12 protein-coding genes (1 of these 12 only partly in view) are annotated in these 12,779 nt (G+C 61.5%); 6 read left to right on the top strand and 6 right to left on the bottom strand.

Annotated features, from left to right (window positions below; translation table 11 throughout):
- The first annotated feature begins 127 nt into the window (after positions 1–127).
- The gene (gene clpB / locus J5289_RS17915; RefSeq protein WP_209185040.1) at positions 128–2,728 is read left to right on the top strand and encodes an ATP-dependent chaperone ClpB; all 2,601 of its coding nucleotides are present in this window, start codon (positions 128–130) and stop codon (positions 2,726–2,728) included.
- A 274-nt stretch (positions 2,729–3,002) separates the two neighbouring features.
- Positions 3,003–3,371, top strand: coding sequence for a nuclear transport factor 2 family protein (locus J5289_RS17910; RefSeq protein ID WP_209185039.1), 369 nt, complete (start codon positions 3,003–3,005; stop codon positions 3,369–3,371).
- A 16-nt stretch (positions 3,372–3,387) separates the two neighbouring features.
- Here the strand turns inward: J5289_RS17910 and J5289_RS17905 are convergent, their stop codons facing one another.
- A complete protein-coding gene (locus J5289_RS17905; RefSeq protein ID WP_209185124.1) occupies positions 3,388–3,600 on the bottom strand; it encodes a hypothetical protein in 213 nt (70 codons plus the stop codon).
- A gap of 48 nt (positions 3,601–3,648) precedes the next feature.
- Here J5289_RS17905 and J5289_RS17900 point away from each other — a divergent pair, with 48 nt between their 5' ends.
- Together J5289_RS17900 and J5289_RS17895 are read left to right on the top strand one after the other, a co-directional pair.
- The gene (locus J5289_RS17900) at positions 3,649–3,936 is read left to right on the top strand and encodes a hypothetical protein (protein WP_209185038.1); all 288 of its coding nucleotides are present in this window, start codon (positions 3,649–3,651) and stop codon (positions 3,934–3,936) included.
- Between the two features lie 378 nt (positions 3,937–4,314).
- Entirely contained in the window at positions 4,315–6,246 is a 1,932-nt protein-coding gene (locus J5289_RS17895; protein ID WP_209207526.1) for a methyl-accepting chemotaxis protein, read from the top strand.
- A gap of 92 nt (positions 6,247–6,338) precedes the next feature.
- Here the strand turns inward: J5289_RS17895 and J5289_RS17890 are convergent, their stop codons facing one another.
- The 4 genes from J5289_RS17890 to J5289_RS17875 all read right to left on the bottom strand — a co-directional run bounded on the left by J5289_RS17890 (position 6,339) and on the right by J5289_RS17875 (position 10,355).
- Complete coding sequence (locus J5289_RS17890) at positions 6,339–6,782, bottom strand: GNAT family N-acetyltransferase (protein ID WP_209185037.1); 444 nt, start codon at positions 6,780–6,782, stop codon at positions 6,339–6,341.
- 32 nt (positions 6,783–6,814) lie between these two features.
- On the bottom strand, positions 6,815–8,053 hold the full coding sequence (locus J5289_RS17885) for an MFS transporter (protein ID WP_209185036.1): 1,239 nt from the start codon (positions 8,051–8,053) through the stop codon (positions 6,815–6,817).
- Between the two features lie 218 nt (positions 8,054–8,271).
- Positions 8,272–9,348, bottom strand: a complete 1,077-nt coding sequence (hisC, locus tag J5289_RS17880; RefSeq protein WP_209185035.1) for a histidinol-phosphate transaminase — start codon at positions 9,346–9,348, stop codon at positions 8,272–8,274.
- Between the two features lie 101 nt (positions 9,349–9,449).
- Positions 9,450–10,355 (bottom strand): LysR family transcriptional regulator, encoded by a 906-nt coding sequence (locus tag J5289_RS17875; protein WP_209207524.1) that lies wholly within the window; start codon positions 10,353–10,355, stop codon positions 9,450–9,452.
- A gap of 98 nt (positions 10,356–10,453) precedes the next feature.
- Between J5289_RS17875 and J5289_RS17870 the strand changes: the two genes are divergently transcribed.
- Positions 10,454–11,194, top strand: a complete 741-nt coding sequence (locus J5289_RS17870) for an SDR family oxidoreductase (protein ID WP_209185033.1) — start codon at positions 10,454–10,456, stop codon at positions 11,192–11,194.
- Positions 11,195–11,278: 84 nt separating this feature from the next.
- A complete protein-coding gene (locus J5289_RS17865) occupies positions 11,279–11,497 on the top strand; it encodes a 4-oxalocrotonate tautomerase family protein (protein WP_209185032.1) in 219 nt (72 codons plus the stop codon).
- Positions 11,498–11,509: 12 nt separating this feature from the next.
- Here the strand turns inward: J5289_RS17865 and J5289_RS17860 are convergent, their stop codons facing one another.
- Positions 11,510–12,779: the 3' portion of a M23 family metallopeptidase gene (locus J5289_RS17860; protein ID WP_209207525.1), read on the bottom strand. 680 nt of this gene lie beyond the right edge of the window; only the last 1,270 of its 1,950 coding nucleotides appear in the window; its start codon lies beyond the right edge, outside the window; it ends in the stop codon at positions 11,510–11,512.

Here is a 12,779-nt window from a genome sequence, read left to right as displayed (position 1 = left end):
CCATATGTTCTTCGGCTGCGGCACTGTCCCTGACGGATGCGGCACCGGGATCTGCCTTTTCAGGGGGTCTTCTCTCACTCTCGTTCTGTGCCGAAAAGCGGGCAGGGCGATCCATGGAGGTTCTAAGATGGATATCGAAAAATACTCTGAACGGCTGCGCGGCTTTCTGCAGTCTGCCCAGACCAACGCACTCGGTCAGGATCACCAGCAGTTCACCGCCGAGCATGTGCTCAAGGTTCTTCTCGACGACGACCAGGGCATGGCTGCCTCGCTGATCCAGCGTGCGGGCGGCGATCCCAAGGCGGCCAAGCTTGCCAACGATGCGGCCCTGGCGAAAATTCCGAAAGTTTCGGGTGGCAATGGTCAGGTCTATCTGGCGCAGCCACTGGCCAAGGTTTTCACGACTGCCGAAGATCTTGCCAAGAAGGCAGGCGACAGTTTTGTTACCGTCGAGCGTCTGCTGCAGGCGCTGGCGATGGAATCGAGCGCCTCGACATCGACGACGCTGAAGAATGCCGGGGTCACGCCCATCGGTCTCAACAAGGCTATCGACGAGATCCGCAAGGGTCGTACCGCCGACTCCTCCAACGCCGAGAACGGCTACGAGGCGCTCAAGAAATATGCGCGCGACCTGACTGCCGAGGCGCGCGAAGGCCGTCTCGATCCCGTCATCGGCCGTGACGACGAAATCCGTCGTACGATCCAGGTGCTGTCGCGCCGCACCAAGAACAATCCGGTGCTGATCGGCGAGCCCGGCGTCGGCAAGACGGCGATCGTCGAAGGCCTTGCGCTGCGCATCGTCAACGGCGACGTGCCGGAATCGCTGAAGGAAAAGAAGCTGATGGCGCTCGACATGGGCGCGCTGATTGCCGGGGCGAAGTTCCGGGGCGAATTCGAGGAGCGGCTGAAAGCCGTGCTCAACGAAGTTCAGTCGGAAAACGGCGAGATCATCCTGTTCATCGACGAGATGCACACGCTGGTCGGTGCCGGCAAGGGCGACGGGGCGATGGACGCCTCCAACCTCCTGAAGCCGGCGCTGGCGCGCGGAGAGCTGCATTGCGTCGGTGCCACGACGCTCGACGAATACCGCAAGCATGTCGAGAAGGACCCGGCGCTGGCCCGTCGTTTCCAGCCGGTCATGGTCAGCGAGCCGACGGTCGAGGATACGATCTCGATCCTGCGCGGGCTCAAGGAGAAATACGAGCAGCATCACAAGGTGCGCATTGCCGACGCGGCCCTGGTGGCGGCAGCCACCCTATCGAACCGCTACATCACCGACCGCTTCCTGCCCGACAAGGCCATCGACCTGATGGACGAGGCGGCAGCGCGGCTGCGCATGCAGGTGGATTCTAAGCCGGAGGAACTCGACGAACTCGATCGTCGCGTCATCCAGCTGAAGATCGAGCGCGAGGCGCTGAAGAAGGAAACCGACGTGGCCTCGGCCGACCGGCTGGTGCGGCTCGAAACGGAGCTCACCAACCTCGAGGAGCAGGCCGATGCGCTGACGGCCCGCTGGCAGGCGGAAAAGTCCAAGCTCGGCCTTGCCGCGGACCTCAAGAAGCAGCTCGATGAGGCCCGCAACGAACTGGCGATTGCCCAGCGCAAAGGTGAATTCCAGCGCGCCGGCGAGCTTGCCTATGGCGTCATACCCGGTCTTGAAAAAGACCTGACGGAGGCCGAAGCCCAGGATCACACGCAGAATGCGATGGTCCAGGAGGTGGTGACCGCCGACAACATCGCCCATATCGTCTCGCGCTGGACCGGTATCCCAACCGAAAAGATGCTCGAAGGCGACAAGGACAAGCTCCTCCGCATGGAAGACGAGCTGGCGAAATCGGTGGTCGGGCAGGGCGATGCGGTGCAAGCCGTTTCGCGTGCGGTGCGCCGTGCCCGCGCCGGTCTGCAGGATCCGAACCGGCCGCTTGGCTCGTTCATCTTCCTCGGGCCGACCGGCGTCGGCAAGACGGAGCTGACAAAGGCGCTGGCCCGCTTCCTGTTCGACGACGACAGCGCCATGGTGCGCATGGATATGTCGGAATACATGGAGAAACACTCCGTTTCCCGACTGATCGGTGCACCTCCCGGCTATGTCGGCTACGATGAAGGCGGGTCGCTCACCGAAGCCGTCCGTCGCCGTCCTTATCAGGTCGTGCTGTTCGACGAGATCGAGAAGGCCCATCCCGACGTCTTCAACGTGCTGCTGCAGGTGCTGGACGACGGACGCCTGACGGACGGGCAGGGCCGGACGGTCGATTTCCGCAACACGATGATCATCATGACGTCGAACCTTGGCTCCGACTATTTGACCAAGCTCGGCGAGAACGATGACAGCGAGGCGGTGCGCGAACTGGTCATGGGCGAGGTCCGCAGCCATTTCCGGCCGGAATTCCTCAACCGGATCGACGAGATCATCCTGTTCCACCGTCTGAAGCGGAGCGAAATGGGAGCAATCGTCGACATCCAGCTGAAGCGGCTGATCACGCTGCTTTCCGAGCGCAAGATCACGCTGGAACTCGACGACGATGCACGGAGCTGGCTGGCCGACAAGGGCTACGACCCGGTTTACGGGGCGCGGCCGCTGAAACGGGCGATCCAGAAATACGTCCAGGATCCGCTCGCCGAGCAGATCCTGTCGGGACAGGTGCCGGACAACTCGCTGGTCAAGGTCACCAGCGGCAGCGACCGCCTCCTGTTCCGCCCACGCGAGACCGTGCCACAGGCTGCCTAAGGGTTTGCGGTGCAAAAGGAGATGGGGCTGGCGGCAACGCCGGCCCTTTATTTTGAGGTGGATAGGCGCCCTGTTCAGATAGCCGTTCAGCTAAAGCTTCAAAGGATCGGCCCGTTCCCCTTGCTTCCACGCGAAGAAATCCGGTGGCTGAAGTCCATCCTTTTCGGGCAGATGCAAAATTTCCGACCGGCTTGTTCTGGATGAATGTGCCATGGCAAGATACACCATGCGGCCACAAACTTAGGAATGCCAGCCGATACGAAAAGAGCGTCGAATGCAGCCCCAGGAACTCATGAAACTCTATGAAACGAAAGTTAACCTGCGGCGCTTCGATGAAGTCGCCCCGCTCATATCGGCGGACGCGGTCTTCTGGTTTACCGACGGTACCCACTGCGGAATTGACGCAATAAGGGCTGCGTTCCAAGAAACGTGGCGCAAGCTTCAAAACGAGACGTACTGGCTTGAGGACGTTGACTGGATTGCGGTCACCGATAATGCTGCAAGCTGCATATACCGTTTCCGTTGGAGGGCCGAGATTGATGGGAAAATATATGAAGGCGACGGACGCGGCACTACCATCTTGAGAAAAGACTACGCGCAATGGAAGATCGTCCACGAGCACCTCAGCCGCTTTCCACAGTGATCGAGCGGATTTGGGTCTAACGGTCCTTCATCTTACCCCGCTTGCTACTCCACCTGAGCAGACAACCAAATCCGGGTCCGATGAGGATGCCGCCTATGACCCATTCCATCACCCCGAGTGATTGTTCATCGGGATCGATGCCGGCGAGGTAGAGAAAGAGGAAAAATGCTGCTGTGCCGGCAACGATCATCGCCAGGGCAAAAAACAGATCCTTACGAGAGCTTGTCATGGGGCTCCATCCTCACGCGTCAGTAGTCTGAAGCAGGGAAGTAGTGGATTGAAATTCCCCGGCAAGCCGCGCCGTAGTGCTCGCATTTCCGTCGGCGGTCAGCTGAAGCCGTTGCGCACGCTGTTGTCCGGGGTCAAGATCATGCTGAAGTTCTGCGAAAAAGCGCGCAGCGAGTTGGCCACGAGGCTTGCGCTTTTGTCTTTGGGTGGTGGAGGCAAGGGGGTGCTGAGCGCTCTACCTGGCCTATTCCTCTTCGCACCCTGCGCGTCATCGCCAAGTCCCAAATACAAAAATAGCCCGTTAATTGTTTTAAACTTAGAATTTAGCGTAAATTAACCAATGCCTCCTAGTTTCTGCAATTACCGGGCACGCCAGTCGAGATGACATGATGTCGCCTCTTGCCGGGAGCCATGCAGCTGATTTGCGGTATGATCCCTTGTAATCGGATAAATCTCCCCTTCATCTCTACATCGTCTCCGCTGCACCCGATTTCTTCTTCTAAATCCAGATTTTTATTTGCGCGCTTCTGCAAGCGCCGCCTACTGCCGTGCGCGCGGGAATAAGGACGCGGATTTTCTGTGCTTCGGCGGCAATGCGGTGGGGCTGAAGATCGTTTCAAACGCCGTGCCGGACGATCCCTGTGGGGATGGATCGACTTTCACCAACAATCGAACGCGTGAAAACGCCGCTAAACCGCCAGAGGATACCGACCCGATGCTGACGTACTTCAACAACCTCAAGATACTCTACAAAATCTCAGTCACCCTTGTGGTGCTGATGGCCATCAATGTCGCCGTCAGTGCGATCAGCGGAAATTCGATTGCTACACAGCAGCAGGCCTCGGGCTGGACCGAGCATACCTACAAGGTTCTGGCCCGGCTCGAGGGTGTCGTCGCTGCCATGGTGGATCAGGAAACCGGCATGCGCGGCTATGTGATCTCCTCGAACCCCAACTTCCTGGAACCCCAGAAGGCCGGTGCCGCAGCCTATGCAGACAATCTTGCTCAGCTCCGGGCTCTCACTTCCGATAATCCTGTCCAGCAAAGGCGTCTCGACGATCTCGACACATTGGTGAAGACCTGGACGCAAAAGGTGGTCGAGCCGGAAACCTTGCTGGTGAAAGATCCCGCGACCTATGAGCAGGCCCGCCAGATCGAGATTTCGGGCGCTGGCAAGCAAACCATGGATGGTATCCGTGCCAAGGTGAAGGAGATGGCGGCAGACGAGCAGGCTCTCCTCGTCAAGCGCGCGTCGCTTTCGGAAAATGCAGCGTCCACGGCGCAAATGGCTATCTATGTGGGCGGCGGAGCAATGCTGTTCGTCGCTGTGATCGGCATGTATCTCCTGAACCTCGGTCTGGTTCGCCCGGTTTCCGGCATCAATGCGACGATGACGCGGATTGCCAACGGAGAAACCGGCGTGGTCGTTCCGGGTATCGGCCGCAAGGACGAAATCGGCCAGATGGCCGCTGCCGTCGGTGTCTTCCAGGAGAATGCCATCGAGCGCATCCGGCTCGCACAGGATGCCGATACCAATCGCAGCCTTACCGAACAGGAACGCCGCAAGAGCGGTGAAGCCGAGCGCATCAAGGCTGAATCCATGGCCGAGGCGACATCCGGGCTCGGCGAAGGCCTGAAACACTTCGCCAGCGGCGACCTGACCTTTCAGCTTGCCAGCAAGTTCGCTCCCGAGTTCGAAAGCCTGCGGGAAGACTTCAACGCCGCAGTCCAGCAGCTTGCCGAAACCTTGCGGGCTGTGGCGCAGGCAACAAGCGGGATCGATACCGGCAGTCGCGAAGTCAGCGTCAGCGCCGACGACCTGTCGAAGCGCACGGAGCAACAGGCGGCTTCGCTGGAAGAAACGGCCGCTGCCCTCGACCAGATCACCGTCAATGTCAGCAATTCCTCAAAGCGTGCCGAAGAAGCCCGCCAGATTGCCATGCTGGCGAACGAAAGCGCTGCCCAGTCCGGCAAGGTCGTTGCGAATGCCGTCGAGGCAATGCAGAAGATCGAGCAATCGTCGAACGAGATCTCGAACATCATCGGCGTTATCGATGAAATCGCCTTCCAGACCAACCTGCTTGCCCTGAACGCCGGCGTCGAAGCCGCACGTGCCGGAGAAGCAGGCAAGGGATTTGCCGTCGTCGCACAGGAAGTCCGCGAACTCGCCCAGCGGTCGGCCAAGGCTGCCAAGGAAATCAAGGACCTGATCCGCAATTCGAGCACCGACGTGCAGAGCGGCGTCAAGCTTGTGAGCGATACCGGCAACGCGCTGCGGACGATCGAAGGCTATATTGTTACCGTCAACCAGCACATGGACTCGATCGCCACTTCGGCGCGCGAACAGTCGGTCGGTCTGGGCGAGGTGAACACCGCCGTCAACCAGATGGACCAGGTGACCCAGCAGAACGCCGCGATGGTCGAGGAAACGAGTGCTGCGGGCGCGACGCTTGCCAGCGAAAGCGGCAAGTTGCGGGAACTGATTTCACAGTTTCAGCTCGGCAGCACGTCCGGACATGCGCCCCGTGCCATGGCGGCGGCCCCGACACATCGGCCGGTCCCGTCGCCCGCCCGCCGTCTTGCAGGCCAGGTATCCAAGGCTTTCTCCGGCAATGCCGCCGTCAAGGAAAGCTGGGAGGAGTTCTGATCAAACAAGCCCGAAAGCCCACGAAGGGCCGACCGGCTTGATCACCGAGGCGAGATGCGGCCGCGAGGCGATCTCGCCGGCCGGTCTGTAAGCTAGATCCGGAAGATATTCAGTCCCGAGACATCCGTCTCGATCTGCTCGAAGCCCTGCCCGAGGTAAAAGCTGTCCATCTCCGGCGTTGCGCAGAGATAGCAGTTATATTTCCCCCATTTCGCAGCTTGCACACGCGCTCCGGCGATCAGCCGAGTGGCGGCTCCTCGTTTTCTTGCGTGCGGCTCGACCCATAAGGCTGCGATCCACGGGGTATAGTCCGGGCGTGCATCCAGATCGTTTTCTATCACCAGCACCGAGCCGATATACACGCCGCCCTCTTCGGCGACGAGGCAAAAGGGAATGCCGTCGTTCTCGATCATCGGGTCCAGGTGGGCGCGATATTGCGCCAGAGTGACCCCCGTCTCCGTCCACCAGGCGTTCCAGCTGCGATCGGCAACCGTATCTGCGAAGGCTGGATTGTCTCTGAGGCGTAAGATTTGCATTCGGTGATTCTCCCTTCTGTTCTCCATTTTATTCACTCTACCCTCGCTCCGAGAAATGCGGCGCAGATTGCCGCCAGCAGGGCCATGCCTGCGGGGACGAGCATGACGGCAAAGAACAGCGGGATGGCACTGGCGCCTGCGATAAACGGGCCGCCGAGCGAGACAATCAGAGCACCGCCGCCGATGCTGAGGGCGGCCGCCAATCCTGCCGCGGTTCCGGCATGGTCGGGATGGGCGGAAAGCACGCCGCTGTTGGCGGCGGGCATGGTCAGCCCGTTGCCGATGCCGATGAACATGCAGGGCCCGAAAAGCGCAAAAGCGTTGCCCGCGTCCATGAGCGCATGGCCGAGACCGAGCAGCAGGCCGGTACAGGTCAGCGTCCGCGCCGTGACGAGGACGGTGCCGAGCGACATTCTCGAAGCGTAACGACCAGCAAGCAAGCTGCCGAGCATAAAGCCGGCCGGGACAATACCCATGGAGAGGCCCAGTTTCGCGGTCGAGCCGCCAAGCAAGGGACCGAGGGCAACAGGGGCGCCTGCGAGAAAGAGGTAGAGCGTCCCCATGGATGCCGCCATGCAGAGCGCATAGCACCAGAATGCGGACGAACGGATGAGCCGGAGATAGGCGCCCGCGCTACTGTGCGACCTGCGGGCTCGGTCAGCGGTTTCTGGCAGCGTCACAAGGCTGAGGATGAGGACGGCGGTACCGGCCGTTGCCAGCGTGATGAAGATCGCCCGCCATCCGAAGGCCGCATCCAGCGAACCCCCGACGACGGGTGCGAGCATCGGAGCAAGGGCCCATCCCATCGCGAGGTAACCAAACCGGCTGGCTGTCGCATGTCCGCCCGAGGTCTCCTTGATGATGACGAGGGCTATCGAAAAGCAGGCGGCTATCGATGCCTGCAGAGCCCTGAAAATCATGAAGGCGACGATATCCGTGGAGACGGCGCAACCGATCGATGCCGAGATGAAGACAACGATGGCCGTCAGGGCGACGGGCCTCCGTCCGTATCGATCCGAGATTGCACCAGAAACAATCTCGATCAAAGCCGTGACAACAGCATAGCCGGCAACGGAAAGGCTGACGACGGCGGAACTGGCGTGAAACTCTGCGGCGATGTGCGGCAGCGATGGCAGGATCATGTTCACGGGCACGACCGAGAGAGCCGTCAGCAAGATCAGCGGCAGCAGCGGGGGCGTGACGGGCGTCTGGCTGGCAGTATCAGATGCAGACGGGTGTCTGAGCGTATTGTCCGGTGATGCGGCTGTCATCGTTAGGTCCTGTCGGTGGGGATGAAAGGGATCGACGGGGCGCAGCCAGCTTTCAGGCATAAAAAAAGGCCCCGTCGGGAGCCTGTTCGTCGCGCATGGGTGCTTCCGCCGGACGGCTATACCATCCTGCCCATGCGCGCACTCACCACCTGAAAAAATGTCGCAGCTTTCATGTCGCCCAAGCTAGGCACAAATCCCGAGATCGTCAACGGCGGCCGCTACCGATCGACGGGCGGTTCTGACAGGATCTCGTCGAGCGCATCCACCAGAAGGTCGCATTCGGCATCGGTGCCGATCGTGATGCGGAGATAGTTTTCGATGCGGGGCTTTGCAAAATGCCGGACGAGCAGGGATCTTTTCCTGAGTTCGGCGAGAAGATCGCCGGCCGTGCGCGCCGGATGCGTGACGAACAGGAAGTTGGCCGAGGATGGAAGCACGTCGAAGTGAAGCGCACGCAATGCCGCTGCCAGCCGCTCGCGACTGGCGACGATCATGTTGCGGTGTTTTTCGAACCATGTCCGGCCTTCCCAGGCTGCGATGGCGCCTGCCTCCGCCAGCCTGTCGAGCGGATAGGAGTTGAAGCTGTCGCGCACCCGCTCCAGCGCATCGATCAGCGGTCTCTGGCCGATGGCAAAGCCGACGCGAAGGCCGGCGAGGCTGCGGGATTTCGAAAAGGTCTGGACGACCAGCAGGTTCGGATAGCGCTCGACCAGCGGCACCGCGCTGTCGCCGCCGAAATCCACATAGGCTTCGTCGATTACCACCACCTGATCGGGGTGCTCGAGCAGCAGCCTCTCGATTTCGCCCAGCGGCAGGGCGGTACCGGTGGGTGCGTTCGGGTTGGGCAGGATGATCGCGCCGCAGGCTTGCCGGAAGTCGTCGATCCGCACCGACATGGCCTCATCGAGCGGAATTTCGCGATAGGGCACGTCGAACAGCCGGCAATAGGTGGTGTAGAAGCTATAGGTGATATCCGGAAAGAGCAGCGGCGCATCGTGTTTCAACAGCGCCTTGAAGACATGCGCCAGCACCTCGTCGGAGCCGTTGCCGACAAACACCCGGTCGGGCTCGAAACCGTAGCTATCGGCAATCGCGGTGCGCAGGCGGCGGGATGTCGGGTCGGGATAGAGCCGCAGTGAACCGTCCAGCTGCGCGGCAATTGCCGCCGCCACGTCAGGCGAAGGCCCATAGGCGCTTTCGTTGGCGTTCAGTTTGACCAGACCGGGGATCGTCGATTGTTCGCCGGCAACATAGGGCGTCAATGTCGAGACGATGGGGCTCCAGAAGCGGCTCATGTGTTTTCCCTGGCTGATCATGGCGCCAATCTTGCAAACTCCGTCCTTCAAAGCAACGCAATGCCCGCCGTTCGTCCGACAGGAGCCGTTGGATGCGTCAGTCAGCTTTCCCGTGACAGCTTTGCTTCGGCAAAAATTGCTGTCGCCCAGGCAAGGAAGACGCGCAGCCGTGGCGCCAGCTGCCGGTTTTGCGGGTAGAGCGCGAAATAGGGCGTCGGGCTCGGCGGATAGTCCTTCAGCACCTCGACAAGCATGCCCTCTTCGAAATCCTGTCGGAAGCGATAGCGCGGCGCCTGTACCAGGCCCAGTCCCATGCGGGCAAGTTCATGCATGGTATCGGAACTGTTGGTGGTCACCCGGGTCGGCAGGAGGATATCGCGCCTCTTGCCAGCGACGGTAAATTCGAGCGGCAGGACTTCGCCGGACCGGGACGAAAGGAAGCCGATCATCACGTGGCCGTCCAGCCCGTCCGGCGAGGTCGGCACCCCGTGCGCCTCGAGATAGGCCGGGCTGGCGCAGGTGACCTCCTCGACGAGGGCAAGCCGGCGCATGATCATGCCGCTGTCGGAAGGTTCGCCGGCGCGAATGACGCAATCGACACCGTCGCGCAGCAGATCGACCAGCCGGTCTCCCTGTCCCAGATGCAGGTCGATCAGCGGGTAGCGCTCCAGGAATGCCGGCAGGTGCGGCAAAAGAAAGGTGCGGGTGACCTGCGCATTGGCGTCGATACGCAACAGGCCGCGCGGACGATCGTCACGGAAGGCGTTTTCCGCCGCCTCCACATCCGACAGGATAGACAGGCAGCGGTGGTAAAAAGCCTCGCCGTCCAGCGTCGGCATCACATGGCGTGTGGTGCGCTCCAGCAGCCTGGCGCCGATATCGGCTTCCAGTTGCTTGATCGCCTCGGTCGCCGTCGAGCGTGCAAGACCGCTATCGGCTGCCGCAGCGGTGAAGCTGCGGCGCTCGACAATGCGGACGAACAATTGCAGGCGATCCAGACGATCCATTCAGCTTGTTCATCACAGCCGAATAGAGATGTCAAATTAGCGGTGATTGTTCTATTCTGGCATCGGCGTATTGGTCTCCTCATCAGAAGGAGATCAACATGACAGATCAACATTCCCGCACCGCCATCATCACCGGTGCTTCCAAGGGTATCGGCGCCGCCATCGCCCGGCGGCTGGCCCGCGATGGTATCGCCGTCGTCGTCAATTATGCCAGCGGTCGGCAGGCTGCGGACGAGGTCGTCGCCACGATCGCTGCTGCCGGCGGCCGGGCAATCGCGGTCGGCGCCGATATTGGCGCCGCGGATGGCATGAGCACCCTGTTCGATGCTGCCGAACAAGAATTCGGCAAGGTCGACATCCTCGTCAACAATGCCGGCATCATGACGCTGTCCCCGCTTGCCGACGTAGACGATCCCGCGTTCGAGCGGATGGTCTCCGTCAATATCGGCGGCGTTTTCCGCGGCATGCGCGAGGCGGCACGGCGCCTGCGCGAAGGCGGCCGGATCATCAGCTTCTCGTCGAGCGTCGTCGGTCTCTACCAGCCGAACTACGCAATCTATGCCGCCACAAAGGCAGCGGTCGAGGCAATGACGCACATTCTTGCCAAGGAGCTCGGACCGAAGGGCATAACCGTCAACGCCGTGGCGCCTGGGCCAGTCGAGACCGATCTCTTCATGACGGGCAAAAGCGACGCGCTGGTCAAGGCCATCGCCGGCACGATCCCTCTCGGGCGGCTCGGCCAGCCCGACGACATCGCCGGCCTCGTCTCGTTCCTGTCCGGCCCCGATAGCGGCTGGGTCAACGGCCAGGTCATCCGCGCCAATGGCGGCGCGATCTGAACATTGCAAATGCGTGCTGGCCATGTCTCGGCTCAACCGGGCCAGGCCAGCCGCCAATCCGTCTCCAATCCAAGGGAATTCCCAATGCCGTTTGCCAATTTCAAGCTGCCCGAAGGCGCTCTCTCCAAAGCCCAGAAGGAAGAGCTGATCCATCGGACCACGGACCTGCTTGTCTCCTATCTCAGCGAAGCGGCGCGACCGCACACCATGGTGCTGATCGAGACTGTGCCGGACGGCGGTTATGGTCGTGCCGACGAGGTCTTCGTCATTCCGCATGCCTATCGCGCCGAGGAGCCGGCCTGACGCTCCGGCAACCTAGCCGCGGCTTGCCACCTGCTTGGCCTTTTCGTCCGACAGCAGGGTGTCGATGCGCTTGCGCTCGTCCTCGAATTTTGCAAGCGCAGTCCCGTCCAGCGATTTGCCGCCGGGAAGGCGGATACGCAGGGGATCGACCTTGGTGCCGTTGACGATCAGCTCGTAATGCAGATGGGCGCCGGTTGCCATGCCGGTCGAGCCGATGAAACCGATCACCTGGCCCTGCACCACCTTTGCGCCGGGCACGACGCCCTTGGCGATGGCGCTCTGGTGATTGTAGGAGGATACATAGCCGTTGGCGTGGCGGATCAGCGTCTGGTTGCCGAAGCCGCCAGAGTCCCAGCCGGCCTTCTCGACGATACCGTTGCCGGCGGCGATGATCGGCATGCCGCGCGGACCGGCCCAGTCGACGCCGGTGTGCATGCGGGCAAAGCCGAGGATCGGATGGCGGCGCATGCCGAAGCCCGAGGTGAAGACGCCTGTCGGCACCGGGTTGCGCAGCAGGAACTGGCGGATACTTTTGCCGTCCTCGTTGAAATAGTCGATCGAATGGTCGTCTGGGTCCTCGAAACGATAGAAACGGGTCACTGTGTCCCCGAACCGGGCGTTGACGTAGAGCAGTTCCGAGTCCGAAGTCGCCTGGCCCTTGCCGTTGACGACAGAGAAAAAGGCCTCGAGCATATCCGTCGGTTTCAGCTGCGCCTGGAAGTCGACATTGCTGGCCAGCAGCTTGATGATCTGCGACAGCATCTCGCGGGTCATCCCATAGGCAAGGCCTGCCCTATAGATCCCGTCATAGACGCGCGGCAGGTCGCGCCCGGCGGCCACAGGCGCCGTGTCGTTGTCGAAAGCCGTGGCGATTGCGTCGAGCAGCGGCGGTTCGCTGCCGGCGACGAAACGGCCGCTGTCGTCGAGCGCGACGGTCAGCGCGTGCTTGGTGCCATGATAAAGGCTGGCGCGAATAATCTTGGCGCGCTCGCCGGTCTGCAGGATGCCGATCCGCAAGACGTCCCCAGCATTGACGACCGGTGCGCCGTAGAGCGGCTCGATGCTGCCGGCGACCGTGCTCGCATCGGCGGGAGGATAGCCGGCAGCGGTGAGGGCGGCCTCGATGGCGGTCGTCTGGCGCACGGGGATGATGTCGTCGGCATATTCCGGCGTGTTCGGCGTCACCTGTTCCGGCACCGAGACGGACATGTTCTCCTCGACGATACGGGCGGCAAGCCCCGCCGTCAGGTCGACATCGGCTTCATCGGTCGCAAAGCGGCGC

It is taken from the genome of Rhizobium sp. B230/85, assembly GCF_019355735.1.
Taxonomy (GTDB): domain Bacteria; phylum Pseudomonadota; class Alphaproteobacteria; order Rhizobiales; family Rhizobiaceae; genus Rhizobium; species Rhizobium rhododendri.
The sequence above is the reverse complement of the archived record's forward strand: the minus strand, read 5'-3'. Positions and strand labels throughout refer to the sequence as shown.